This window comes from Blastococcus saxobsidens DD2 (genome assembly GCF_000284015.1).
In the GTDB taxonomy this organism is placed as follows: Bacteria; Actinomycetota; Actinomycetes; order Mycobacteriales; family Geodermatophilaceae; genus Blastococcus; species Blastococcus saxobsidens_A.
In genome coordinates this window covers 3,670,526-3,695,346 of sequence record NC_016943.1, presented here as the reverse complement: position 1 = coordinate 3,695,346, position 24,821 = coordinate 3,670,526, and the positions used below count along the sequence as shown (strand labels likewise).

Sequence of the window (24,821 nt, the reverse complement as noted above, 5' to 3'; positions counted from 1 at the left end):
GCCCCCGACCGCGGGCGAGGAAAGAGCCGGGCTCCGTCCGGGATCCGGCTGGTCGGCAGGCACCCTGCCGCCCGGCGGCTAGTGTCGGGTCGTGCGCATCGTCCGTTTCGCCTCCCCGCAGGGCATGTCCTTCGGCGTCCTCGACGGGGACGGCCAGGTCGCCCAGATCGAGGGCCACCCCTTCGGCCAGATCTCCTTCACCGGTACGCGCTTCGCGCAGGCCGACATCCGGCTGCTCTCGCCGATCCTGCCGAGCAAGGTGGTGTGCGTCGGCAAGAACTACGCCGAGCACGTCAAGGAGATGAACACCGGGGACGCCCCGGAGCAGCCCCTGCTGTTCCTCAAGCCGTCCACGTCGGTCATCGGCCCCGGCGACGCCATCCGCATCCCGCCGGGCAGCACGAACGTGCACCACGAGGCGGAGCTCGCCGTCGTCATCGGCGCCCGCGGTGCCCGCAACGTGACGCCGGAGCAGGCGCTGGGCAGCGTGTTCGGCTACACGGTCGGCAACGACGTGACCGAGCGGGACATGCAGAAGAGCGACGGACAGTGGACCCGGGCCAAGGGCTTCGACTCGTTCTGCCCCCTGGGCCCGTGGATCGAGACCGACCTGCCCGGCATCGGCCTGGACGCCGCCGACCTCGAGGTCACCTGCGACGTCGACGGGGAGCGCCGCCAGTCCGGTCGCACCAGCCAGCTGCTCTTCGACATCCCCACCCTGATCTCCTACATCTCGCAGGTGATGACCCTGCTGCCCGGTGACGTCGTGCTGACCGGCACCCCGTCGGGCGTGGGCCCGATCCGCCCGGGCCAGACGGTCACGGTCACGATCCAGGGGCTGGGCACGCTCACCAACACGGTGACCGAGTCCGAGGCCGTCTCCACCGCCGGTGGCGCCCGGTGACGGTGCGCACCCGCTTCTGCCCGTCCCCGACGGGCATGGTCCACGTCGGGCTGATGCGGACGGCGCTGTTCAACTGGGCGCACGCCCGGCACTCGGGCGGCACGTTCGTCTTCCGCATCGAGGACACCGACGCCTCCCGCGACTCCGAGGAGTCCTACCGCCACCTGCTCGACTGCCTGCGGTGGCTGGGCCTGGAGTGGGACGAGGGCCCCGAGGTCGGCGGTCCGCACGGCCCCTACCGCCAGTCGGAGCGGTACGACATCTACCGCGAGGTGGCGGCGAAGCTGCTCGAGGCCGGGCACGCCTACGAGTCCTTCTCCACCAACGAGGAGGTCGACGCCCGCCGGCGCGCGGCCGGCCAGGACCCCAAGCTCGGCTACGACAACGCCGACCGGTTCCTCACCGACGCGCAGAAGACCGCCTTCCGGGACGAGGGCCGCCAGCCGGTGCTGCGGCTGCGCATGCCCGACGAGGACCTGGTCTGGACCGACCTGGTGCGCGGCGAGGTGCGGTTCGCCGCCGGGTCCGTGCCGGACTTCGTGCTCGTCCGGGGCAACGGTGCGCCGCTGTACCCCTTCGTCAACCCGGTCGACGACGCCCTGATGCAGATCACCGACGTGCTGCGTGGCGAGGACCTGCTGCCCTCGACCCCGCGCCAGCTCGCCCTCTACGGCGCGCTGACCGACATCGGCGTCGCTCAGGGCACCCCCCGGTTCGGCCACCTGCCCTACGTCACCGGGGAGGGCAGCAAGAAGCTCTCCAAGCGCGATCCGCAGTCCAACCTCGACGTGTACCGGGAGCGGGGTTTCCTGCCGGAGGGGTTCGCCAACTACCTGGCGCTGCTGGGCTGGTCGATCGCCGAGGACCGGGACATCTTCTCGACGGCCGAGATGGTCGCGGCCTTCGACGTCACCCGCGTCAGCGCCAACCCGGCGCGCTTCGACCTCAAGAAGGCCGAGGCGATCAACGCCACGCACCTGCGGGCCCTGCCGGTCGAGGAGTTCACCGAGCGGGTGACCCCGTACCTGGCCGGCGCCGGCCTCGTCGCGGAGCCGCCGACGGCGGAGCAGGCCGCGGTGCTGTCGGCGATCGCGCCGCTGGCCCAGGAGCGCATGATCGTGCTGTCGGAGGCGGTCGGCCTGCTGGGCTTCCTCTTCGTCGACGAGGTGGAGATCGATCCTGCGGCGGCGGAAAAGCAGCTGTCCGGCGAGGCCGCGGTCGAGGTGCTCGACGCGGCGGCGACGGCGCTGCGCGACCTCCCCGGGTGGACCACTCCGGCGATCGAGCAGGCGCTGAAGGAGGCGCTGGTGGAGGGCCTGGGCCGCAAGCCGCGGCAGGCCTTCGGGCCGGTGCGCGTCGCGGTGAGCGGCCGGACGGTGTCCCCGCCGCTGTACGAGTCGATGGAGCTGCTGGGCCGGGAGCGGACGTTGGCGCGCCTGGCCGCGGCCCGCACGGTCGCCACCGCGGGATGACCCCGCCGGGACCCGGTGGCGGGCCGGCCGGGGCACCCTACGCCGGCCCGCCGCCGACGCTGCGCCCGGAGCCGGGACGGTTCCCGCTCAGCCCGTGGCCCCAGGCGGCCGGTACCGCCCCGGCTCCGGCGCCCGTCGTCTGGCCGCCGCCTCCCGGCACGCCGCCGCACGACGAGCCGCAGCCGTACCTGCTCGCCATGCGCGCCCGCGACTGGGCGTGGTGGCGGCCGCTGGTCGGGTGGGGCCTGCTGGGCGTGGCCGCCGTGGTGGTCGGCGCGCTCCTCGGCGTGATCGGCATCCTCACCGGTGTCCGCCCCGCCCTGTCGCTGCTCGCCGCGACCGACCCGGTCGTCCTGCTGCTCACGAACGCCGCCCTCGCCGTCGCGGTGCCGGTGGTCTGGCTGGCGTGGGCCGTGGCGCACGGCATGGCTGCGGGATGGTCGTCGTCGGTGCGCGCGCGGTTGCGCCGGCGGCTGCTGCCTCGGCTGGTCCTGCTGGCGACGCTCGCCGCCGGAACGGCCCTGGGGCTGTCGGTGCTCCTCCACGTCACTGCCGAGGACGGTGGCAGCGAGGGACCGGTCCGGTCGTGGGGCTGGCTGCTCGTCGTCGTCCTGCTGACCACGCCGGTGCGGTCCGCGGCCGAGGAGTACCTGTTCCGGGGGTACCTGAGCCAGACGGTCGCCGGCTGGACCGGCGCCCGGACGAGCGGAGCGGTGGTGGCCGCCGTGGTCAGCTCGGTCCTGTTCTCGCTCGTCCACCTGCCGCCGGACCTGGCGACGTTCCTCGCCCGCTTCGCGTTCGGCCTGACCGCCTCGGCGATCGTGGTCCTGACCGGCGGGCTGGAAGCGGCGATCGCGCTGCACGTGGTCACCGACGTGCTGGTGCTGCTGCTGGCCGGGCTGCTGGGCCCCGGAGTGGCCGCTGCGGCGCTGTCCGGCCCCGTGCCGGCCGCCATCGGACTGGCCGGCCTCGGAGGCTACGTGGCGCTGATCGCGTGGTGGCGGCGGCGCGCGCAGCCCGAGACGCGCACCCCGGCGCTGGACCTCCGCCCGCCGGCGCCGGAGCTTGCTCCGGCGGACTGACCCGCTGGCCGGGGGGTGGGTTCGACCGGCCGCCGGAGCGTCAGGTATCGTCTTCTCCGGCGCCGCGAGGTGCTACCCATGGGGTATGGGGTAATTGGCAGCCCGACGGTTTCTGGTTCCGTTAGTCTAGGTTCGAGTCCTGGTACCCCAGCGAGGAGCCTGGTTCCTCTTGCAGTACAGCAGTGACACAGCACGGCCCCGTCGTCTAGCGGCCCAGGACGCCGCCCTCTCACGGCGGTAGCGAGGGTTCGAATCCCTTCGGGGCTACGCGACCGAGAGCTCCCGGCCTTCCGGCCGGGGGCTCTCGCCGTCTCCGGGGACCCCTGTGCGGGCCGGCTCTCCGGCCATGGCAACATGTCCGCTGTCCGGCCCCGTCGTCTAGCGGCCCAGGACGCCGCCCTCTCACGGCGGTAGCGAGGGTTCGAATCCCTTCGGGGCTACGCGCTCGAGAGCCCCCGACCTGCTGGTCGGGGGCTCTCGCCGTCTTCGGGCCGGAGCGACGCCGGTCAGGTCAGGACCGTGACCGCGACCCGCTGCACGAGGTTGTTCGCCATGCCCTGGCGGTTCCACTCCTGCTCGACCGGCTGGGTGCCCTGCTCGTCGGTGGCCCGGACGATCAGCTCGTGGACACCAGCGGCCGCGGTCCAGTCGTAGGTCCAGGCCCGCCAGCTGAACGGGTGGGCGGGGTCGGCCGGGGCCAGGACGGCGTCGTCCCAGGTCCGGCCGCCGTCAGTGCTGACCTCGACCCGCGTGATGGCCGCGCGGCCGGACCAGGCCCGCCCGGACAAGGGCGCGGCACCGGCGCGGACGAACCGTTCCCGGGTCATGAAGTCGGGCCAGCCCGGCGGGGCCAGCAGGGCGCGCGGTCGGATGCGGGTGACCGGCTCGCCCTGGTCGTCCGCGTGCACCTTCAGCCGGTAGGCGGTGGCGTTCTGGTAGCCGGTGAACGGCTCGGTCAGGACGTCGATCCTGGTCAGCCACTTCACCTGCGCCATCCCGTACCAGCCAGGGAGCACCAGCCGGAGCGGGGCGCCGTGCTGCGGCGGGAGCGGCTGCCCGTTCATCGCCCAGACCAGCAGCGCATCCGGACGCAGCGCCTCGGCCAGCGGCAGCCCGCGGGCGTAGTCCTGCTCGACGCCGCGCTCCACGCCGTGGTCGGCGCCGGTGAAGACGACGTCGACGGAGGCGGGGTGGACCCCCGCCTCTCTCAGCAACGGCGCCAGCGGCGTGCCGGTCCACTCCGCCGTCCCGACGGCTTCCAGGAGCCACGGCTGGCTGACCGGCCGGGGTTCGAGGCGGGCCCGGCCGTTTCCGGCGCACTCGAGCAGGACGCGAGAGGTGACGGCGGGTCGGCGCATGAGCTCGTCCAGGCCCAGGGTGAGCGGCCGGTCGACGGCGCCGTCGATCCGCAGCTCCCAGGACGCGGGGTCGGCGGCGGGGATGTCGAAGTGGGTGAGGACGTAGTGCAGGCCCGGTGGGGTGACGTCGTACCGGAGCGCCTCGAGCGGCAGGCCGTGGTTGCGGGTGGCCAGGGCGAGCTCGTCGAGACCGATGCCCTCGCCGGGCTGGGCGACACGGGCCGTTCCGCGATTGCCGGTGGCGGTCATGGGTCAGTGTCCAGCCGGTCGCGCGGTCACGTCCAGAGCTTCGTCGCTCACCGCCAGGCGGTCGTGTCGTCGGCGCCCCGGGGCTAGCGTGCCGCGCGGGAGATGGCCGCGGAGGCGTCGAGCACCGCGCCGATGACCTCGGCGCCGGGCCGGCGGCCCAGCCGCTCCACCGGGCCGGAGATCGACACCGCGCCGAGCACCGCCCCGGTCGCGTCACGCACCGGCGCCGACAGCGAAGCCACCCCGGGCTCGCGTTCGGCCACGCTGTGTGCCCAGCCGCGCCGGCGGACGTCGAGCAGCGTGCGGGCGGTGAAGCTGGCGTTCGGCAGCAGCCGGTTGACCTCGTCCACGGGCATGAAGGCCAGCAGGGCGTGCGCGGCCGAGCCCGCGGTCATGGGCAGGCGCGCGCCCACCGGCACGGTGTCCCGCAGGCCGCTGGTGCGCTCGGCGGCGGCGACGCAGACCCGGGTGGCCCCGTCGCGCACGTAGAACTGGGCACTCTCGCCGGTGGCGTCGCGCAGGGTGACCAGGTGCCGGCCGGCCATCTCGCCGATGTCGGCGGTACCGCGCCCCAGCTCCGCGAGCGCCGGGCCGGGGGCCCAGCTGCCGCCGTCGGTACGGCGCACCAGGCGGTGACCCTCGAGCGCGACGGCCAGCCGGTGGGCCGTCGCGCGGGGGAGACCGGTGCGTGCGACGAGCTCGGCGAGGGTCGCCGGCTCGTGCGCGACGGCGTGCAGGATCGAGACCGCTTTGTCCAAGACCGCTACCGGGTTAGGCTGTCCCACACAGCAATACTCGCATCCCGCAGAGTGGGACAGCTACTCCGGGATCGACCAGTCACCCGAAGGGGACGAGACCGTGCCGAAGACCCTGGCCGAGAAGGTCTACGACGCGCATGTCGTGCGCCGCACCGACGGCGAGCCCGACCTGCTCTACATCGACCTGCACCTCGTGCACGAGGTCACCAGCCCGCAGGCCTTCGACGGCCTCCGGGCCGCCGGGCGCACGGTCCGCCGTCCCGAGCTCACGATGGCCACCGAGGACCACAACGTCCCGACGCTGGACATCCTGGCGCCCATCGCCGACCCGATCAGCCGCGCGCAGGTGGAGGCCCTGCGGAAGAACGCCGCCGAGTTCGGCATCCGGCTCGCCCCGATGGGCGACCGCGACCAGGGCATCGTGCACGTCATCGGCCCGCAGCTCGGGCTGACGCAGCCGGGGATGACCATCGTCTGCGGCGACAGCCACACCTCCACCCACGGCGCCTTCGGGGCGCTGGCCTTCGGCATCGGCACCAGCGAGGTCGAGCACGTGCTCGCCACCCAGACGCTGCCGCAGTACCGCCCGAAGCAGATGGCGGTCACCGTGGACGGCGAGCTGGCCCCCGGCGTCTCGGCGAAGGACATCATCCTGGCCGTCATCGCGCAGATCGGCACCAACGGTGCCGCCGGCCACGTCATCGAGTACCGCGGCAACGCCATCGAGGCGCTGTCGATGGAGGCCCGGATGACCATCTGCAACATGTCGATCGAGGCCGGCGCCAAGGCCGGTCTGATCGCCCCCGACCAGACCGCCTTCGACTTCCTGCAGGGCCGGCCGCACGCCCCGCAGGGCGCCGACTGGGACACCGCGGTCGAGTACTGGTCGACGCTGCGCACCGACGAGGGCGCGGTCTTCGACGCCGAGGTCGTGCTGGACGCCTCGTCCCTGATGCCGTTCGTCACCTGGGGCACCAACCCGGGGCAGGGGCTGCCGATCAGCGAGCGGGTGCCCGACCCCGCCGAGATGGCCGACGAGGGCGAGCGCCGTGCCGCCGAGCAGGCGCTGGCCTACATGGGCCTGACCCCCGGCACCCCGCTGACCGAGATCGAGGTCGACACCGTCTTCCTCGGCTCCTGCACCAACGGCCGGATCGAGGACCTGCGGGTCGCCGCGGACCTGCTGCGCGGCAAGAAGATCGACCCGGGCACCCGGATGCTCGTCGTCCCCGGCTCGGTGGGCGTCAAGAGCCAGGCCGAGGCCGAGGGCCTGGACAAGGTGTTCGTCGAGGCCGGCGCCGAGTGGCGCGGCGCCGGGTGCTCGATGTGCCTGGGCATGAACCCCGACCAGCTCAAGCCGGGGGAGCGGTCGGCCTCGACCAGCAACCGCAACTTCCAGGGCCGCCAGGGCAAGGGCGGGCGCACCCACCTGGTGTCGCCGTCGGTGGCCGCGGCCACCGCACTCACCGGCCGCCTGACCGCCCCCGCCGACCTGATCGGAGCCTGAGCCATGGACGCCTTCACCACGCACACCGGTACCGCGGCGCCGCTGCGCCGCAGCGCCGTCGACACCGACCAGATCATCCCGGCCGAGTACCTGAAGCGGATCACCCGCACCGGCTTCGAGGACGGGCTGTTCGTCGCCTGGCGCACCAACGAGCCGGACTTCGTCCTCAACAAGTCCGAGTACGCCGACGCCTCGGTCCTGGTCGCCGGCCCGGACTTCGGCACCGGGTCCTCCCGGGAGCACGCGGTCTGGGCGCTCCTCGACGGCGGCTTCCGGGTGGTCATCTCCTCGCGGTTCGCCGACATCTTCAAGAACAACTCGACCAAGTCCGGGCTGCTCACCGTGGTCATGGCGCAGGCCGAGGTCGAGAAGCTGTGGGCCGCGATCGAGGCCGACCCCAGCACGCAGATCACCGTCGACCTGCAGGCCAAGGAGGTCACCTACGGCGACACGACCGTCCCGTTCGAGGCCGACGACTACACCCGGTGGCGGCTCCTGGAGGGGTTGGACGACGTCGGGCTGACCGAGCGGCACCTCGACGACGTCGAGACCTTCGAGGCCCGCCGTCCGGCCTGGCTGCCGGAGGCGATCCCCGCGCGCTGACCTCGCCCATCCCCGGGCAGAGGAACCTGTGCATGTGGATTCCGTCGCGAAACCGTGTGCATAGGTTCCTCTGCCTATGACGGGGCGTCGGGGTCGGGGTCGAAGTCGCGGTAGTAGTCGGCGACCAGCGCGCCCGGCCGGCCGCCGAGGGCCCACGTGCTGCCCTTGGCGGCCGGCGGCAGCAGGCCTGGCACGCCGTGGCCGTGCACGCCGAGCGCCTGCAGCAGCGACGGGATGGCTGCGCCCTGGCTGCAGACCACGGTGACGCCCGGGCCGGCCAGCAGCCGGTGCACCGCCGTCAGGGCCCGCTCCGGGTCGCTGGAGAACTCCTGCTCGCCGAACTCGGGCCACTCCAGGGTCTCCACTGCGAGGGACGCGGCCAGGGGCGCCACCGTCTGCCGGCAGCGCACCCTCCCGGCGGCGGCCACGGTGGTCGGACCGAACAGCGGGAGCGCCGCGGCCAGGCGCTGCGCCTGCCGCCGTCCCTTGGCGTCCAGCGGCCGGAGCTCGTCGGGGCCCTCGAACTCGTGCCGGTGGCCGGCGCGACCGTGCCGCACGAGGAGCAGGTCCACCTCCCGCGGGACGTCGGCGCGGGCTGCGTCGGCCATGACCTGCCGGTCGTGGTCGTGGCTGCACAGCCCTGCGGCCTCGTCGGCCGGCAGCCAGCGCAACTCGTCGACCTCGTCGTTGGCCACGAAGCTGCCGCCCACGCAGCGCATGAGCCAGTAGTCGACCCGCTTCGCGGCCCCGTCCACGGCGTACCGGGTGGTGAGCCCGCGGCGTCCGGCGACCACGTCCAGGCCGGTCTCCTCCACCACCTCGCGGTGCGCCGCACCGAGCGCGTGCTCACCCCGGTCCAGCTTGCCCTTGGGGAGCGACCAGTCGTCGTAGCGGGCGCGGTGGACCACCGCGATCTCAGTGCCGCCGTCGTCGGCCGGGCGCCACACGATCCCGCCCGCGGCGGCGATCACCGGCGGCTCAGCCGGCGAGCTCATGGATCCGGCGCATCAGCTCGGCCTGGTAGTCGCGCCCCTCCAGCCGTTCCCACTGCCCGTCGCTGCGCAGCTCCCAGCTGCGCACCCCCGGGGCCATGGCGGGGGACAGCGACTCCTCCAGCTGGGTACGCAGGGTTTCGTCGCAGACCCTCAGCAGCACCTCGACGCGGCGGTCCAGGTTGCGGTGCATGAGGTCGGCGCTGCCGATCCACCACTCGGGATCGCCGCTGTTGTGGAACGAGATGACCCGCGAGTGCTCGAGGAACCGGCCGACGATGGAGCGCACCCGGATGGTCTCCGACAGCCCCGGGACGCCGGGCCGGAGCGCGCAGATCCCGCGGACGAACAGCTCCACCGGGACGCCGGCCCGCGACGCCTCGTAGAGGGCATCGATCAGGCGCTCGTCGACGATCGAGTTGGCCTTGATCCGGATGCCCGAGGGGCGTCCCTCGGCCGCGTGCCGGGCCTCGCGCCGGATCTTCTCGAGCAGCCCGTTGCGAATGCCGTGCGGGGCGACCATGAGGGTGCGGTAGTTGGTCTGGCGGGAGTAGCCGGTGAGCGTGTTGAACAGGTCGGTGAGGTCGGCGCCCACCCGCGGGTCGGCGGTGAGGATGCCGAGGTCCTCGTAGATGCGCGCGGTCTTGGGGTTGTAGTTGCCCGTGCCGATGTGGCAGTACCGCCGGATCACGCCCTGCTCGCGCCGCACCACGAGCGCCGTCTTGCAGTGGGTCTTGAGCCCCACCAGGCCGTAGACGACGTGGCAGCCGGCCCGCTCCAGCGACCGGGCCCAGGTGATGTTGGCCTCCTCGTCGAAGCGTGCCTTGATCTCCACGAGGACGACGACCTGCTTGCCCGCCTCCGCCGCCTCGATGAGCGCGTTGACGATGGGCGAGTCGCCGGAGGTCCGGTAGAGGGTCTGCTTGATGGCCAGCACGTTGGGGTCGGCGGCGGCCTGCTCGATGAAGCGCTGCACGCTCGTGGCAAACGAGTGGTACGGGTGGTGCAGCAGGACGTCGCCCTCGCGCAGCGTGGCGAACACGCTCTTGGGGGTCTCGCCCTCGCTCAACCGCGGGTGCGTCGCCGGCACGAACGGCTCGTCCTTGAGCTCGGGGCGGTCGAGGTCGTAGAGGGCGAGCAGCGAGGCCAGGTCGAGCAGCCCCGGCACGTGGACCACGTCCGAGGGGGAGACCTCCAGCTCCGACATGAGGACCTCGAGGATGCGGGGGTCCATCGGCTCGCCCACCTCGAGGCGCACCGCCGGGCCGAAGCGGCGCCGGGCGAGCTCGCGCTCCAGCGCCTGCAGCAGGTCCTCGTCCCGGTCCTCCTCCACCTCCATGTCGGCGTTCCGGGTGACCCGGAAGAAGTGGTGGTCGAGCACCTCCAGGCCCGGGAACAGCTGAGCCAGGTGGGCGGCGATCAGGTCCTCGAGCGGCAGGAAGGTCGCCGTGTCGTCCTGCGAGGCGACCCGGACGAACCGGGGCACGTTGTTCGGCACCTTGAGCCGCGCGAAGCGGGGGGCGTTCGTGTCGGGGTCGCGCACCGACACGGCGAGGTTCAGCGACAGCCCGCTGATGTAGGGGAAGGGGTGCGCCGGATCGACGGCCAGCGGCGTGAGCACCGGGAACACCTGGTCGCGGAAGTAGTCCCGCAGCCGCCGGGCGGCGTCGTCCTGCAGGTCCTCCCAGTGGACGATCCGGATGCCGGTCTCCTCCAGCCGGGGCAGCACGTCCTTGTTGAAGACGTCGGAGTGCCGCTGGACGAGTTCCTGGGTCCGCGTGGTCACCCGCTCGAGCTGCTCGCGGATGGTCAGCCCGTCGGGCGAGCGGACGGTGAGGCCGGTGCTCTGCCGGCGCTTCAGCCCGGCGATGCGGACCATGAAGAACTCGTCGAGGTTGCTGGCGAAGATCGCGAGGAACTCGACCCGTTCCAGCAGGGGCAGCGAGTCGTCCTCGGCGAGCTCGAGCACCCGGGCGTTGAAGTCCAGCCAGGACAGTTCGCGGTTCAGGTATCGGTCGGCGGGCAGGTCGCTGGTCGGGGACGCGCTCTCGCTGGGCACCTGGTCATCGTGCCGCACCCAGGGCGAGGGCGAGAGTCGGCGACCGCCGCACCAGCGCGGTGGTCCTGGGTCCGACGCCCAGTTCCAGGGCCGCCCGCAGGTCGGCGGGGGTGTCGACGTCGCGCAGCAGCCCCGGCCAGGCGCCCGTCAACGGCACCGCGCCGCCGCTCCGGTGCTCCCGCGCCGAGCCGCGGCCGAACCGGGGGCGCAGCGCGGTGCCGACGGCGGTGAGCAGGGTGGTCCCGGTGCCCTGCCGGTCGGCGACGAAGCAGCGGGGCGAGGCCTCCGCGGCCGTCAGGGCCGCGGCGAGCTCGTCCGGCCGCAGGGCGGGCAGGTCGGAGGAGAGCGCCGCCACGGCGGGGCCGTCGGCCAGCCCGGCGCCGTGCTCGAGCGCCGGGTTCAACCCGCGGTCGGGCCGGTCGGGAACGGGGCGCGCGCCGAGGCCCTGCACCAGGTCGGCGGCCGCCGGCTCGTCGGTGACGACGACGACCGAACCCACCCGTGGGCAGGCCAGCGCGGCCGCGACCGTGTCGCCGAGCAGGGCGAGCACCAGGGCGCCGTGGTCCCCGCCGGGAGCGCCGGTGAGCGGCTGCAGCCGCGTCTTCGCCACGGCGAGCCGCTTCGCCGGGACCACGACCGACCAGCTGGACACGGCGACAATGTGAGCACACCGGTGCCGGAGGCCCGGCCGGCCGGGACCCGGTGCACCGGGAGCAGCGGGACGGGTCGATCATGGGCTGGCTCGCAGGAGAGGGGAGGCCGGCCGATGCCGCAGATGTTCTCGCGTGGCTCGCGTGCGGGCCGGCCCGGTGGCCGCCGCCCGGGCAGGTGGGCCACCCGCGGGCCCATCTCCTCCGCCCTGTGGCTGTGCATCCTGGTGATCTACCCGGTGTCCGCGCTGCTGTTCCGGCTGCGGTACCGGCACGGTGAACGCATCCCGGTGCGCGGGCCGGTGCTCCTGGTGGTCAACCACGTGTCGGTGCTCGACCCGCTGGCCTGCGCCCGGCTGGTCTTCGACCACGGCCGCATCCCGCACTTCCTGGCCAAGGAGGCGGTCTTCCGCGGGCCGGCCGGGACGATCCTGCGGTCGGCGGGCCAGATCCCGGTGGCGCGGTACTCCAGTGCCGCCCGGGGGTCCCTGGACGCCGCCGAGGAGGACCTGCGGGCCGGCGGCCTCGTGGTCATCTACCCCGAGGGCTCGGTCACCCGCGATCCCGGCTGGTGGCCCATGCGGGCCCGGACCGGCGCCGCGCACCTCGCCCTGACCACCGACGCCGTCGTCCTCCCGGTGGCGCAGTGGGGGCCGCAGCGGGTGCACGACTACCACGCCGAGAAGCTGCACCTGCGGGTACGCACGCCCACCGACCACCTCGTCGGTGAGCCGATCGACCTCTCCGCCCGCCGGGCAGAGGTGCGGGCGGGCCGCCCGCTGGACGGTGAGCTGTTGCGGGAGGTGACGGACCTGATGATGTCGAGGGTGCGCGACCAGCTGGCCGAGCTGCGGGGCGAACCGGCGCCGGCGACGTTCCACCCGGGGCCCGGGCAGGACCGTCCCCACGGCGTCCCGGGGAGCGCGGCGTGACGCGGGCCGCGGTGCTCGGTGCCGGCTCCTGGGGGACGACGTTCGCCAAGGTCCTCGCCGACGCCGGCTGCGAGGTCGTCCTCCACGCGCGGCGGGCGGAGCTGGCCAAGGCGATCACCGAGGACGGCGAGAACCGGGACTACCTGCCCGGTGTCCGGCTGCCGGAGCGGCTGCGGGCGACCGCCGACCCGGGTGAGGCGCTGCTGGACGCCCAGGTCGTGGTGCTGGCGGTCCCGTCGCAGTCGCTGCGGGACAACCTGGCCTCCTGGCGCGACCTGCTGCCGCCGGACGCGACGCTGCTGTCGCTGATGAAGGGCATCGAGCTCGGCAGCACGAAGCGCATGAGCGAGGTCATCTGCGAGGTGACCGGGGCCGGGCCGGAGCGGGTGGCGGCGCTGAGCGGGCCGAACCTGGCGCGGGAGATCGCCGAGGAGCAGCCGGCCGCCACGGTCATCGCGTGCTCCGATGCCGACCGCGCGGCCGTGCTCCAGGCCGCCTGCCACACCCGCTACTTCCGGCCCTACACCAATCCCGACGTGGTCGGCTGCGAGCTCGGCGGCGCCGTGAAGAACGTCATCGCGCTGGCCTGCGGCATCGCCGAGGGGCTCGGGTTCGGGGACAACACCCGGGCGTCGCTGATGACCCGGGGCCTGGCCGAGACCGCGCGCCTGGGCCTGGCGCTGGGCGCGGAGCTGACCACGTTCGCCGGCCTGGCCGGGCTCGGCGACCTGGTGGCCACCTGCAGCTCGCCGCTGTCCCGCAACCGCACCTTCGGCGAGAAGCTCGGCCGCGGGATGACGGTCGAGGAGGTGCAGCAGAGCACCCGGCAGACCGCCGAGGGGGTGAAGAGCTGCCGGTCGGTGCTCGACCTGGCCCGGGCGCACGGCATCGACGTGCCGATCACCGAGGCGGTCGTGCGGGTGTGCCACGAGGGGGAGGCCCCGGGCCGGATGGTGCGGGAGATCATGTCGCGGGAGGCGAAGCCGGAATGAGGGGTGCAGTGAGTGGCGAGCTGGCCGGTTACGGCGACGGGACGCGGGCCGTCCGGGCCGGTGAGGACCCGGCGGTGCCGGGGGCGCCGCTGCGGCCGTCGCCGGTGTTCGCCGCACCGTTCCACCTCGGCGACCAGCCGCCGCGGGCCGGCGGGGTGGACGCCTACGCCCGGACAGAGCACCCGACGTTCCGGCACTTCGAGGACGCCGTCGGTGCGCTGGACGGCGGCCGGTGCCTGTCCTTCGCCACGGGGATGGCGGCGCTGACCGCCGCCGTCCTCGCCTGCGCCCGTAGCGGGGACCGGATCGTGCTGCCGTCGGACGGCTACTACACGACCCGGTTGCTGGCCGCCGAGGAGCTGGCCCGGTTCGGCATCGACGTCCGGTACGTGCCCACTCCGGAGATCGGGCGGGTCGCCGCCGAGGGCGGCCTGGCCGGCGCGCGCCTGGTCCTGCTGGAGACGCCGAGCAACCCGCAGCTCGACGTCTGCGACATCGCCGCGGTCGCCGACGCGGCCCACGCGGCCGGTGCGCTGGTCGCCGTCGACAACACCACGGCGACGCCCCTGGGACAGCGGCCGCTCGCCCTCGGCGCCGACCTCACGGTGGGCAGCGACACCAAGGCGCTGACCGGGCACAGCGACGTGCTGCTGGGGCACGTGACCGTGACCGACGACGACCTGTACGCGCAGCTGAAGGGCTTCCGCGACCGCACCGGCAGCACGCCGGGCCCGTTCGAGGCGTGGCTGGGCCACCGGTCGATGAGCACGCTGGACCTGCGGTTGGCCCGCCAGGCGGCCAACGCCGCGGCCGTCGTGGAGGTGCTCGCCGGGCATCCCGCCGTCACGAACCTGCGCTGGCCGTGGCGCGCCGGTGACCCGTCGTTCGCACTGGCGTCGGTGCAGATGCTGCGGCCCAACGGAGTCGTGTCGGCGGAGCTGGCCGACGAGGTGGCCGTCTCCGGGCTGCTGGGCGCCAGCCGGCTGTGGGCGGCGGCGACCAGCTTCGGCGGGGTGCACAGCACCGTCGACCGGCGGGCGCAATGGGGTGGCGACGACGTGCCGGCCGGATTCGTCCGGTTCTCGTGCGGCATCGAGGACACCGCCGACCTGGTCGCCGACCTAGCCGGCGCGCTCGACGCTCTGGGCTGACCCGGCCCGGCGGCGGGCGCCGGCCACCGTGAGCCACACGCTCACGGCGGCGTAGTAGCCGAGGTAGCCCAGGCTCAGGACGACGACCACGGGATGCGGATCCGGGTACTGGACCAGCAGGACCGCGTAGGAGACCAGCCAGACGGCGGCGAGCGCCAGGTTGAGGCTGCGCAGCGTCCGGGTGCGGGACGGGTAGACGTACTTGACCGGCACGAACACCAGCACGGTCAGGACGACCAGCGTCACGGCGGCGCCGGTGGTCCCGACGTCCAGCACGATCAGGTAGAACGCGACCACGTTCCAGTAGCTCGGGAACCCGAGGAAGTAGTGGTCCTCGGTCTTCGCGTCGGTCCGGCAGAACTGGTAGCACGAGGCGAGCAGCGGCAGCGCGGCCACCACCCAGCCCAGGGGGCCGCCGGGCAGCCGGTCGGTCGTCCAGAGCAGGACCACGGGCGCGAACACGTAGGTCAGGTAGTCGACGATGTCGTCCATGCGGGCGCCGTCGAACCAGGGGATCGTCTGCTTGACCCTGGTGCGGCGGGCCAGCATGCCGTCGGTCCCGTCGATGACCAGCGTGGCCAGTACGAGCCACAGCGCGGTGACCACGTCGCCCTCGATCGCCGCCAGCACCATGAGCAGCCCGAGCACCGATCCGCTGGCGGTGTAGAGGTGCACCGCGGCACCGGCCAGCCGCAGCCGACGGGAGAACCCCGCGTCCGCGTCGGTGGTGGCCGCCGTGCCGGCCGCGTTCTCGTGCACGCGACGAGGCTGCCACACCGCGGAGTGGGAGGTGGGGTGACGGGTGTGCCGACGTCGCGCCAGGGCGGTGCAGGAGCCCTCGGTTAGGGTCGCGGCAATGAGCGGACAGGCGGGCAAGGTGCGTGTGGCGGTCGTCTTCGGCGGGCGCAGCGAGGAGCACGCGATCTCCTGCGTGTCGGCCGGCAGCGTGATGGCCGCGCTGGACCCCGAGCGGTACGAGGTCGTCCCGGTGGGCATCGCGCGGGACGGCCGCTGGGTGCTGCCCGACCCCGGCCAGCAGCTCACCATCACCGACGGCGGCCTCCCCGAGGTCACCGGGGGCACGGCGGTCTCCCTGGTCGGCGACCCGGAGGCCCGGGGGCTGGCCGTGCTGGAGGCCGGTGCGGCCGTCGGGCGGGTGCTCACCGAGGTCGACGTGGTCTTCCCGGTCCTGCACGGCGCCTTCGGCGAGGACGGCACCGTCCAGGGGCTGCTGGAGATGACCGGCCTGCCCTACGTGGGGTCGGGCGTGTTCGCCAGCGCCGCGTCGATGGACAAGGAGTTCACCAAGAAGCTGCTGGCCGCCGCCGGCCTGCCCCAGGGGCCGCACGTCGTCCTCCGGGACGCGCACGGGGCGGTCTGCGCCGATCCCACCGTCCTCGACGAGGCCGCGCGCGAGCGGCTCGGCCTGCCGGTCTTCGTCAAGCCGGCCCGGGCCGGGTCCAGCATCGGCATCACGAAGGTCACCGACTGGGCGCAGTTCCCCGCCGCGGTCGCCGAGGCCGCCGCGGTCGATCCGAAGGTGATCGTCGAGGCGGCGATCCCCGGCCGGGAGGTCGAGTGCGGTGTGCTGGCCGCACGAGGGTCGGGGCTCCCCGAGGCGAGCCTGCCCGCCGAGATCCGGTTGCGCCCCGGCGTCGACTGGTACGACTTCGCCGCGAAGTACCTCGACGACGCCGCCGAGTTCGACATCCCCGCCGACCTCTCGGCCGACCGGATGGCCGCCGTGCAGGACGCCGCCCGGCGGGCCTACCTGGCGCTGGACTGCCGTGGCCTGGCCCGGGTCGACTTCTTCCTCGGGACGGGTCCGGACGGCGAGGACCGGCTGGTGATCAACGAGGTGAACACCATGCCCGGGTTCACCCCGATCTCGATGTTCGCCCGCATGTGGGCGGCCACCGGCGTGGACTTCGCCGAGCTGGTGGACCGGCTGGTGGCGGGGGCGCTGGCCGACGGCGCCCGCCCGGGCCGGTGACCCCGTGGCGGCCGGCCTCCCGCGGGGGCGCGCCCGCCGCACCCTCCCGGCTCGCTGTCCTCGTCCCGGTGCTCCTCGCCGCCGTGTCCCTCGTGCCCGGCTGCGGACGCACGGTCGACGGCGTGCCGACGGCCGCCGCACCGTCGGACCGGCCGACCACCCCGGCCGAGCTCGAGCAGCTGCTGGTGGCCGTGGTGCCCTCGGGGCTGCCGCGGCTGCCCGATGACGAGGTGGAGCCGCCGGCAGGGGCCAAGCGGCTGGAGGACGTCGCCGGCTACGCCCCCGATCCGGCGCGCGAGCGGGCCGTGCTCGCGAGCTACGGCTACCGGTTCGGCTGGGAACGCTTCTGGGGCCGGGAGTCCGGCCCGATGACGGGGCTCTTCGTCGACCAGTTCCAGCAACGGTCCGGGGCGCGGGCCTACGCCGAGGACCTGGCGCGCAACGATGCCGAGCTCTACGGCGGCACGCTGAGCGAGGACCCGCCGGAGCTGCCCGGGAACTGCCGGCTGCTCACGGTGGACGCTCCCGTGCCGCAGGCCGGCCTCACCGATCCCGCCGCATTCGCGTGGTGCTGGCACGGCGTCTTCAGCGTGTCGGTCACGGCCGTGGCCGAGACGGCCGACGACGCCGTCCGGGAGGTCGGCGCCGTGCTGGACACGCAGCTGGCACTGCTGCCCCCGGCATGACCCCCGGTCGGGCAGGGAACGGCCGGGTGCGGCGCTCAGGGGGCGGGGCGTGGCTCCTGGTAGGGGAGCGCCTCGGCGAGCGGGATGGTGAGGGCGGTGACCGGAGCGCTGTCGACGTCGGCCGGGAGCCGCACCTCCACGTAGACCGGCCGGTCGACCGCCGTCCACACCGTGGTGTCCGGATCGCTGGTGTCCACGTGCCACTGCACGCCGTTGATCTGGATGGCCGAGGCCCCGACCGTCCAGCCGGCGGGGCGCTCGACGCCGCAGGTCAGCACCACCGGTGGGTCACCCCAGGCGTAGACGTACGGGGTGTCCGACTGCACCCGGCGGGAGGGTTCGCCGGCCAGCTCCAGCGGCAGGTCGGACATGAGCGCCGGGCACGAGGCCTCGGCCTCGGGGGTGACCGGCGGGGTGTCCAGCGGCAGCACCGGGAGGTCCTCGGGCCGGACGGGGGCGACCCCGTCGATCTCCGCCGGGCCGGCGGCCGAGCTCTCCTCGGCACGGTCGCCGACCACGTTGACCAGCACGATGAGCGCGATGACCACCGGCACGGTGATCGCCGTGATCAGGAGCGCGGCCCGGCGGAGCGGGTCCACGGGGGACCCGCTCAGATGTTGACGACCGGGCACGTCAGGGTGCGGGTGATCCCGTCGACCGACTGCACGCGCGCGACGACCAGGCGACCCAGGTCGTCCACGGTCTCCGCCTCGGCGCGGACGATCACGTCGTACGGGCCGGTGACGTCCTCGGCCTTGGTGACGCCGCTGATCTCGCTGATCGTCGAGGCGACCTGGGCGGCCTTGCCGACCTCGGTCTGGATGAGGATGTAGGCGTGGACCACGGGAGATCCTTCCTCCGGCAACAGTGCCGAGACGTCGTCCCCGCCGGCTGGCGGACTCGTCGGCAACCTACCGCAGGAACTGGAGAGCACCGATGAGCCGACCCCGCCCGCTGGTCCCACGCGGTGATCCGGCCGACAGCGTCCGGGTCGTCGGCGAGTTCGGCGTCATCTCCCGGGTGCTGGCCCGGTCGGGGACCGCGGCAGCCGCGGAGGTGGGGCCCGGGGACGATGCGGCCGTGCTCCGGGCGCCGGACCAGCGCGTCGTCGTCACCACCGACGTGCTGGTGGAGGGGCGGCACTTCCGGCGGGACTGGTCGTCGGCCGAGGACGTCGGGCACAAGGCGGCGGCGGCGAACCTGGCCGACGTCGCGGCGATGGGCGCGACCACCACGGCACTGGTCGTGGGGCTGGCGTGCCCACCGGACACCCCCACCAGCTGGCTGGAGGGGGTCGCCACCGGGCTGGCCGACGAGTGCGCGCCGATGGGTGCCGCGGTGGTCGGTGGCGACACGGTGGCCGCCGCGGCGGACAGCGCCGGTGTCGTGCTGTCGGTGACCGCGCTCGGCGACCTGGGCGGGCGGGCGCCGGTGCTGCGCTCGGGGGCCCGGCCGGGCGACGTCGTGGCGCTGGCCGGGCGGCTGGGTTGGTCGGCGGCCGGGCTCGCGGTCCTGCGCCGCGGTTTCGCCAGCCCGCTGGCCGTCGTGACCGCGCACCGCCGGCCGACCCCGCCCTACGCGGCGGGTCCGGCGGCGGCCGACGCGGGCGCCACCGCGATGTGCGACGTGAGCGACGGCCTGGTGGCCGACGCCGGACATCTCGCCCGGGACAGCGGCGTGCTGATCGACCTCGACCGCGCCGCCCTGGAGCAGGCCTGCCTGGAACCGGTCGGGCCGCTGCAGCAGGTGGGCTCGGCCCTCGGGGTCGACCCGATGGCGTGGGTGCTCAGTGGTGGTGAGGACCACGCGCTGCTCGCGACCTTCCCCCGCAAGGCCATCCTCCCGGAGGGCTGGGTCCCCATCGGCACCGTGCGCCCCGGGAAGCGGGGGGCCGGTGTGCGGGTGAACGGCGAGGCCGCGGAGGAGGCGCTGCGTGCCGTCGGGGCGGAGCGGGGGGGCCATGTCCACTTCGGCTGAGCGGGTGCTGCCGGACGGGTCGGTGGCCCGGCTGCGGGCCGTTCCCTACGACGACCCGCTCGCGCGGACCCTGGTCGAGGCGGTCCAGCAGGAGTACGTGGCGCGGTACGGCGGCCGGGACGAGGCCGTCGTCGACCCGGCGGAGTTCCGGCCGCCGGCGGGCCTCTTCCTCGTCGCCGAGCTGGACGGCGCGCCCGCGGGGTGCGGCGCGTGGCGGGTCCACCCACCCGGCGGGGTGGAGATCAAGCGGGTCTACGTGGCGGCTGGGTTCCGCCGGCGCGGCCTCGCGCAGGCGATCATGGCCGAGCTCGAGTGCTCCGCCGCACGTGCCGGGCACCGGTCGGTGGTGCTCAACACCGGCCGGAGGCAGCCGGAGGCCGTCGCTCTCTACGCCGACCTGGGCTACGTTCCCGTCCCCGGGTTCGGGGTGTACGCGTGCTCGCCGGAGGCCGTGTTCCTCGGCAAGGAGCTGGCAGCCCTGACGCACGGCGAGGAGTCGACGTGGGCATCGTGACCATCTCCGCCCCCTACGGTGCCGCGGGCGCGGAGATCGCCCCGGCCGTCGCCGAGCAGCTGGGGCTGCCGTTCCACGACCGGGCGATCCCGGCGCAGGTGGCCGGCCGGCTGGGTGTGCCGGTGGCCGAGGCCGAGGCCAACGACGAGACCGTCGTCCGCGGGCTGTGGCGGCTCGTCGCCTCGCTCGGGACCATGCCCGACCCCGTGGGCGGGGTGGTACCGGGCGCGCCGCTGCCGGACGCCCGGGCCTACCGGGAGCAGACCGAGCGGGTGCTCGCCGAGCTCGCCGCGGGCGACGGCGGCGTCGTGCTCGGGCGGGCCGCGGCGATGGTCCTGCGCGGCCGGACCGATGCGCTGCACGTGCGGCTCGACGGCTCCCGGGAGCGCCGGCTGTCGGCGGCGGTGGCGCGGTCGGGCCGACCGCGCGAGGAGGTGGCGCGGGAGATGGCGGTGACCGACCGCGGGCGGGAGGCCTACGTGCGGCACTTCTACCGGGCCGACCCCGCCGCGGCCGGCCACTACCACCTGGTGGTGGACAGCACCGAGCTGCCGGTCGAGACGGTCGTGCAGCTCGTGGTGACGGCGGCGCGCGGGCGCGGCATCGGTCGGTGATCCGTCCGCGGCCGGCGCCGGGCGCGACGTCGCGGCGCTGCCCGCCCTGCGGGAGGCGCGGGACGATCGCCGCGCACACGACGAACCCCGGAGGTCGATGACCTCCGGGGTTCGTCGGCAGTTCAGCTGGGGGTCGAAGCCCCCGGGTCAGCTGCGGGCGACCTTGCCGGCGCGGATGCACGAGGTGCACGCGTTGATCCGGCGACGGTTACCGGGGGCGATCAGCGCCCGCACGGACTGGATGTTCGGGTTCCAACGGCGCGGCGTGCGGCGGTGCGAGTGCGACACCGACATACCGAAACCGGGGCCCTTGCCACACACATCGCACACGGCAGCCACGGTGGATCACTCCCAGAAGAATCGTTCACAGACGGCGGGGCAAGGCAGCACCCGCATCAAGACCGTCATGGAGTCTAACCGTTCCTCGCGCGGGACGTCGCGGTGCCCTCCGATCGTGCCCCGGCGGGCCCCGTTCCGGCTCGCGACGGCGGGACATGTCGGTCCGGGTGGGTAGCCTCCCACCCGTGCTGCAGGCGCTGGACGACGCCGCGGTCGGTCAGTGGTGCCGCGCCGCGGTCGAGGCGCTGTCCGGCGCGCGGAGCAGGCTGGACGACATCAACGTCTTCCCCGTCCCGGACGGGGACACCGGCACCAACCTCCTGCACACCGCCGAGGGCGCCCGTGCCGCACTCGACGCCGCCCTCGCCGGTGAGTCCCCGTGGGCGGTCCTGGCCCGGGGTGCGGTGCTGGCCGCCCGCGGCAACTCGGGCACGATCCTCGCCCAGCTCCTGCGCGGGCTCGCCGACCAGCTGGCCGACCAGCCCCCCGCGGACGGGCCGGTCCTCGCCGCGGCGCTGCGCAAGGCCGCCGAGGGCGCGTACACCGCGGTCGCCGACCCGGAGGAGGGCACTTTCCTCACGGTCGCCCGGGCCGGCGGTGAGTCCGCCGTGGCGGCCGTCGACGTGGGCCGCACGGCACTGGCCGACGTCGTCGTGGCGGCCGCCGACGGCGCCCGCGCCGCTCTCGACCGGACGCCCGGCCAGCTCACGGTCCTGCGCGAGGCGGGGGTCGTCGACGCCGGGGGCGCCGGGCTGTGCCTGGTGCTCGACGCCCTGGTGCGCACCGTCACCGGCATCGAGCCCGTCCGGCCGGCGCTGGCCCTGCCCGACCGGCACCGGCACGGCTCCGAGCACGCCCCCCACCAGCCGCCGCCCGGTCCGGGCAGCGAGGTCCAGTACCTGCTCGCCGACGCCGACGAGGTGGCGGTCACCCGTCTCCAGCAGCGCCTGGCCGAGCTGGGCGACAGCCTCGTCGTCGTCGGCGTCGACACCCCGACCGGTCGCGAGTGGAACGTCCACGTCCACGTGTCCGACGTCGGCGCGGCCATCGAGGCCGGCATCGAGGCGGGGCGACCGCACCGCATCTCGGTCACCCCGCTCGCGCCGGTGCCCCCGCCGGCACCGGTCCCCGGACTCCGCGCGGTCGTCGCCGCCGTCCACAGCGACGGTCTGGCCGCTCTCTTCCGGGCCGAGGGCGTCCGTGTCGTCGTCTGCGACCCCGACGGCATCACCGAGGACGATCTGCACGACGAGATCGTCGCCTCGGGCGCGCAGGAGGTGGTCGTGCTGCCCAACGACGCCGGCCTCCTCGCCGTCGCCTCCCGGGCGGCCACGCGGGCGCGGGAGGCGGGGCGCGAGGTCGGCGTCGTGCCCACCCGTTCACCCGTGCAGGGGCTGGCCGCCGTGGCGGTCGCCGATCCCGGCCAGCGGTTCGGGGACGACGTCATCGCCATGGCCGAGGCCGCCGCGGCCACCCGCTGGGCCGAGGTCACCGTGGCCGACCAGGAGGCGCTGACCTCCGCCGGCCGGTGCCACCCCGGCGACGTGCTCGGATCCGCGGAAGGGGACGTGGTCGTGATCGGCCCCGACCTCGCGTCCGTGGCCTGCGACCTGCTGGACCGCCTGCTGTCGGCCGGCGGGGAGATGGCCACCCTCGTCGTCGGTCCGGACGAGGAGCTCGGCGACGCCGTCTGCGGGCACCTCTCCGGAGTGCACCCCACGATCGAGGTCGTCCGGTACGGCGGCGGCCCGAGCTCGCTGCCGGTGCAGATCGGGGTGGAGTGACGATGGCCGTCACCCTGGAGACGCCGCTGGCCCGGGTCCTCGGCCCCAAGACGGCCACCGGGATGGCGGAGACCCTCGGCCTGCACACCGTGCGGCACCTGCTCCGGCACTACCCGCGCCGCTACGCCCGCCGCGGGGAGCAGGCAGATCTGGCCGATGTCCAGGTCGGCGACCGCGTCACCGTCCTGGCCCAGGTCAGGAGCGTCACGACGCGCCCGATGCGCAACCGCCGCGGCAGCCTCACCGAGGTCGTGGTCGGGGACGGCGGCGGGCGGATGAAGCTGGTGTTCTTCAACCACCGGCACGGACAGCTGAAGGTCAACGCGTGGGGCATGTTCGCCGGCACGGTCGGCGAGTACCGGGGGGAGAAGCAGTTCGCGCACCCCGACATGCACCTGATCGACGCCTCCGACGAGGACACCGACTGGGCGCGCGCGCTGGTACCGATCTACCCGGCGAGCAAGGACGTCTCCAGCTGGGTGATCCAGAAGTCCGTCCGGCTCCTGCTGGGCGCCGGCGGTGGGCTCGCCGAGCTCGTCGAGGACCCGCTGCCCGAGGAGATCCGCGCCCGGCACGGGCTGCTCCCGCTCGCCGCCGCACTCCTCGACATCCACCGGCCGACCACGACGGAGGACGTCGAGCGCGCCGAGCACCGCCTGAAGTGGGACGAGGCGCTCACCCTGCAGCTCACCCTCGCCGCCCGCCGCCGGGCCGCGGCCCTGGAGCCGGGCACCGCGCGGCCCCGCCGGCCCGGCGGGCTCCTCGACGCGGTCGACGCCGCCCTGCCCTTCGCCCTCACCGAAGGCCAGCGCGCGGTGGGGGAGGAGCTGGCCGCGGAGCTCGACCGCGACCAGCCGATGCACCGGCTGCTGCAGGGCGAGGTGGGCTCCGGCAAGACGGTGGTGGCGCTGCGCGCCATGGCGCAGGTCGTCGACGCCGGCGGCCAGGCCGCACTGCTCGCCCCGACCGAGGTGCTCGCTGCCCAGCACGCCCGCGGCATCCGGCAGCTGCTCGGCCCGCTCGGTCGGGCCGGGGAGATCGACGGCGACCCCGCCGGTACCCGCGTCACCCTGCTCACCGGCTCGCTGAAGGCGGCGGCCCGCCGCACCGCGCGGGCGGAGGTCGCCGAGGGCCGGGCCGGCATCGTGGTCGGCACCCACGCGCTCCTGCAGGAGGGCGTGGAGTTCGCCGACCTCGGGCTCGTCGTCGTCGACGAGCAGCACCGGTTCGGCGTCGAGCAGCGCGACGCGCTGCGCGCCAAGGGCGGCCGGCCGCCGCACGTGCTGGTCATGACGGCCACCCCGATCCCGCGCACCGTGGCCATGACCGTCTACGGCGATCTGGAGATCTCCACGCTGCGCCAGCTGCCGAGCGGCCGCGGCGGCGTCTCCAGCTCCGTGGTCCCGGTGGTCGAGAGACCCGGCTGGATCGACCGGGCCTGGGAACGCCTCCGGGAGGAGGTCGCCGCCGGCCGCCAGGCCTACGTCGTCTGTCCGCGCATCGGCGACGTCACCGGCCCCGGCGACGAGCCCGAGGACGCCGACGGCGCCCCGGACGACGAGCAGGGCCGCAGCGACCGGCGGCCGCCGCTGGCGGTCCTCGACGTCGCCGAGGCACTGCGCGCCGGACCGCTGGCCGGGCTGCGGCTCGACGTCCTGCACGGCCGGATGACCCCCGACGAGAAGGACGCCGTCATGCGCGCCTTCGCGACGGGAGAGATCGACGTGCTGGTCGCCACCACCGTCGTGGAGGTCGGTGTCGACGTCCCCAACGCCACGGTCATGGTGGTCATGGACGCCGACCGGTTCGGCGTCAGCCAGCTGCACCAACTCCGCGGCCGGGTGGCCCGCGGCACGCACGCCGGGCTCTGCCTGCTGGTCACCGACGCCCCCTCGGCCTCGCCCACCGGCCAGCGGCTGGCCGCCGTGGCCGCCACCTCCGACGGGTTCGAGCTCGCCCGGCTGGACCTGGAGACCCGGCGGGAGGGCGACGTCCTCGGCGCGGCGCAGTCCGGCCGGCGCTCGGCCATCAAGCTGCTGTCCCTCCTCGAGGACGAGGAGCTCATCAGCCAGGCCCGCGCCGAGGCGCACGCTCTGCTCGGGACCGATCGCGGCCTCGCCGACCACCCGGGGCTCGCCGCCGAGGTCGCCGCCCTGGCCACCGACGAGCGCGCCCAGTGGTTGGAGAAGGCATAGTGCCGGAGAA

At 74.5% G+C, this 24,821-nt stretch carries 24 protein-coding genes and 3 tRNA genes; 18 read left to right on the top strand and 9 right to left on the bottom strand.

Annotated elements, in window-relative coordinates:
- The first annotated feature begins 91 nt into the window (after positions 1-91).
- From BLASA_RS17505 to BLASA_RS17480, 6 genes are all read left to right on the top strand, one after another.
- Positions 92-904 (top strand): fumarylacetoacetate hydrolase family protein, encoded by an 813-nt coding sequence (locus tag BLASA_RS17505; protein ID WP_014377547.1) that lies wholly within the window; start codon positions 92-94, stop codon positions 902-904.
- Positions 901-2,376: a glutamate--tRNA ligase gene (gltX, locus tag BLASA_RS17500; protein WP_014377546.1), complete on the top strand. Its 1,476-nt coding sequence runs from the start codon at positions 901-903 to the stop codon at positions 2,374-2,376. Before BLASA_RS17505 ends, gltX begins: the two co-directional genes overlap by 4 nt.
- Positions 2,373-3,458 (top strand): CPBP family intramembrane glutamic endopeptidase, encoded by a 1,086-nt coding sequence (locus BLASA_RS17495; RefSeq protein WP_014377545.1) that lies wholly within the window; start codon positions 2,373-2,375, stop codon positions 3,456-3,458. Before gltX ends, BLASA_RS17495 begins: the two co-directional genes overlap by 4 nt.
- A gap of 79 nt (positions 3,459-3,537) precedes the next feature.
- Positions 3,538-3,609: transfer RNA gene (locus tag BLASA_RS17490), tRNA-Gln, on the top strand.
- 43 nt (positions 3,610-3,652) lie between these two features.
- Positions 3,653-3,725 (top strand) — tRNA-Glu (locus tag BLASA_RS17485).
- A 100-nt stretch (positions 3,726-3,825) separates the two neighbouring features.
- A tRNA-Glu gene (locus BLASA_RS17480) sits at positions 3,826-3,898 on the top strand.
- Between the two features lie 66 nt (positions 3,899-3,964).
- Here the strand turns inward: BLASA_RS17480 and BLASA_RS17475 are convergent.
- A complete protein-coding gene (locus tag BLASA_RS17475; RefSeq protein ID WP_014377544.1) occupies positions 3,965-5,065 on the bottom strand; it encodes a sulfite oxidase in 1,101 nt (366 codons plus the stop codon).
- Positions 5,066-5,148: 83 nt separating this feature from the next.
- The gene (locus tag BLASA_RS17470) at positions 5,149-5,850 is read right to left on the bottom strand and encodes an IclR family transcriptional regulator (protein WP_041775829.1); all 702 of its coding nucleotides are present in this window, start codon (positions 5,848-5,850) and stop codon (positions 5,149-5,151) included.
- A 73-nt stretch (positions 5,851-5,923) separates the two neighbouring features.
- Here BLASA_RS17470 and leuC point away from each other — a divergent pair, with 73 nt between their 5' ends.
- Together leuC and leuD are read left to right on the top strand one after the other, a co-directional pair.
- A complete protein-coding gene (gene leuC, locus BLASA_RS17465; RefSeq protein WP_014377542.1) occupies positions 5,924-7,330 on the top strand; it encodes a 3-isopropylmalate dehydratase large subunit in 1,407 nt (468 codons plus the stop codon).
- A gap of 3 nt (positions 7,331-7,333) precedes the next feature.
- A complete protein-coding gene (gene leuD, locus BLASA_RS17460) occupies positions 7,334-7,933 on the top strand; it encodes a 3-isopropylmalate dehydratase small subunit (protein ID WP_014377541.1) in 600 nt (199 codons plus the stop codon).
- Between the two features lie 74 nt (positions 7,934-8,007).
- Here the strand turns inward: leuD and BLASA_RS17455 are convergent, their stop codons facing one another.
- The 3 genes from BLASA_RS17455 to cofC are packed head-to-tail and all read right to left on the bottom strand — an operon-like array spanning position 8,008 to position 11,636.
- Entirely contained in the window at positions 8,008-8,928 is a 921-nt protein-coding gene (locus BLASA_RS17455) for an NUDIX hydrolase (protein ID WP_041775828.1), read from the bottom strand.
- Entirely contained in the window at positions 8,912-10,984 is a 2,073-nt protein-coding gene (locus BLASA_RS17450) for an RNA degradosome polyphosphate kinase (RefSeq protein WP_041776670.1), read from the bottom strand. The genes BLASA_RS17455 and BLASA_RS17450 overlap by 17 nt, the downstream gene beginning before the upstream one ends.
- 4 nt (positions 10,985-10,988) lie before the next feature.
- The gene (cofC, locus tag BLASA_RS17445) at positions 10,989-11,636 is read right to left on the bottom strand and encodes a 2-phospho-L-lactate guanylyltransferase (RefSeq protein WP_014377538.1); all 648 of its coding nucleotides are present in this window, start codon (positions 11,634-11,636) and stop codon (positions 10,989-10,991) included.
- A gap of 114 nt (positions 11,637-11,750) precedes the next feature.
- On the opposite strand from cofC, the gene BLASA_RS17440 reads away from it, so the two are divergent.
- Genes BLASA_RS17440 through BLASA_RS17430 form a run of 3 tightly spaced genes read left to right on the top strand, consistent with a single transcriptional unit; the run spans position 11,751 to position 14,709 of the window.
- Positions 11,751-12,566 carry a lysophospholipid acyltransferase family protein gene (locus tag BLASA_RS17440; RefSeq protein ID WP_014377537.1) on the top strand — a complete coding sequence of 272 codons (816 nt, stop codon included), beginning with the start codon at positions 11,751-11,753 and terminating at the stop codon, positions 12,564-12,566.
- Positions 12,563-13,558 (top strand): NAD(P)H-dependent glycerol-3-phosphate dehydrogenase, encoded by a 996-nt coding sequence (locus BLASA_RS17435; RefSeq protein WP_014377536.1) that lies wholly within the window; start codon positions 12,563-12,565, stop codon positions 13,556-13,558. Before BLASA_RS17440 ends, BLASA_RS17435 begins: the two co-directional genes overlap by 4 nt.
- Positions 13,559-13,566: 8 nt before the next feature.
- A complete protein-coding gene (locus BLASA_RS17430; RefSeq protein ID WP_231839486.1) occupies positions 13,567-14,709 on the top strand; it encodes a cystathionine gamma-lyase in 1,143 nt (380 codons plus the stop codon).
- On the opposite strand, the gene BLASA_RS17425 is transcribed toward BLASA_RS17430, so the two are convergent.
- Positions 14,680-15,468: a CDP-alcohol phosphatidyltransferase family protein gene (locus BLASA_RS17425; RefSeq protein ID WP_014377534.1), complete on the bottom strand. Its 789-nt coding sequence runs from the start codon at positions 15,466-15,468 to the stop codon at positions 14,680-14,682. The two genes, BLASA_RS17430 and BLASA_RS17425, sit on opposite strands and share 30 nt — an antisense overlap.
- Positions 15,469-15,565: 97 nt before the next feature.
- Between BLASA_RS17425 and BLASA_RS17420 the strand changes: the two genes are divergently transcribed.
- Entirely contained in the window at positions 15,566-16,702 is a 1,137-nt protein-coding gene (locus BLASA_RS17420; protein ID WP_014377533.1) for a D-alanine--D-alanine ligase family protein, read from the top strand.
- 68 nt (positions 16,703-16,770) lie between these two features.
- On the top strand, positions 16,771-17,388 hold the full coding sequence (locus BLASA_RS17415) for a hypothetical protein (RefSeq protein WP_166486577.1): 618 nt from the start codon (positions 16,771-16,773) through the stop codon (positions 17,386-17,388).
- Positions 17,389-17,423: 35 nt separating this feature from the next.
- Here the strand turns inward: BLASA_RS17415 and BLASA_RS17410 are convergent, their stop codons facing one another.
- The gene (locus BLASA_RS17410; protein ID WP_014377531.1) at positions 17,424-17,987 is read right to left on the bottom strand and encodes a DUF3515 domain-containing protein; all 564 of its coding nucleotides are present in this window, start codon (positions 17,985-17,987) and stop codon (positions 17,424-17,426) included.
- Positions 17,988-17,998: 11 nt separating this feature from the next.
- The gene (locus tag BLASA_RS17405) at positions 17,999-18,232 is read right to left on the bottom strand and encodes an Lrp/AsnC ligand binding domain-containing protein (RefSeq protein ID WP_014377530.1); all 234 of its coding nucleotides are present in this window, start codon (positions 18,230-18,232) and stop codon (positions 17,999-18,001) included.
- A 92-nt stretch (positions 18,233-18,324) separates the two neighbouring features.
- On the opposite strand from BLASA_RS17405, the gene BLASA_RS17400 reads away from it, so the two are divergent.
- Genes BLASA_RS17400 through BLASA_RS17390 form a run of 3 tightly spaced genes read left to right on the top strand, consistent with a single transcriptional unit; the run spans position 18,325 to position 20,493 of the window.
- A complete protein-coding gene (locus BLASA_RS17400) occupies positions 18,325-19,365 on the top strand; it encodes a thiamine-phosphate kinase (protein WP_014377529.1) in 1,041 nt (346 codons plus the stop codon).
- Positions 19,349-19,879, top strand: a complete 531-nt coding sequence (locus BLASA_RS17395; RefSeq protein WP_041776666.1) for a GNAT family N-acetyltransferase — start codon at positions 19,349-19,351, stop codon at positions 19,877-19,879. The genes BLASA_RS17400 and BLASA_RS17395 overlap by 17 nt, the downstream gene beginning before the upstream one ends.
- Positions 19,867-20,493 carry an AAA family ATPase gene (locus tag BLASA_RS17390; RefSeq protein ID WP_014377527.1) on the top strand — a complete coding sequence of 209 codons (627 nt, stop codon included), beginning with the start codon at positions 19,867-19,869 and terminating at the stop codon, positions 20,491-20,493. Before BLASA_RS17395 ends, BLASA_RS17390 begins: the two co-directional genes overlap by 13 nt.
- A gap of 147 nt (positions 20,494-20,640) precedes the next feature.
- On the opposite strand, the gene rpmB is transcribed toward BLASA_RS17390, so the two are convergent.
- Positions 20,641-20,832 carry a 50S ribosomal protein L28 gene (gene rpmB / locus BLASA_RS17385; RefSeq protein ID WP_014377526.1) on the bottom strand — a complete coding sequence of 64 codons (192 nt, stop codon included), beginning with the start codon at positions 20,830-20,832 and terminating at the stop codon, positions 20,641-20,643.
- A 185-nt stretch (positions 20,833-21,017) separates the two neighbouring features.
- Between rpmB and BLASA_RS17380 the strand changes: the two genes are divergently transcribed.
- Positions 21,018-22,616 (top strand): DAK2 domain-containing protein, encoded by a 1,599-nt coding sequence (locus tag BLASA_RS17380; RefSeq protein WP_014377525.1) that lies wholly within the window; start codon positions 21,018-21,020, stop codon positions 22,614-22,616.
- A gap of 2 nt (positions 22,617-22,618) precedes the next feature.
- Positions 22,619-24,811, top strand: a complete 2,193-nt coding sequence (gene recG, locus BLASA_RS17375; RefSeq protein ID WP_041775827.1) for an ATP-dependent DNA helicase RecG — start codon at positions 22,619-22,621, stop codon at positions 24,809-24,811.
- Positions 24,812-24,821: the final 10 nt, after the last annotated feature.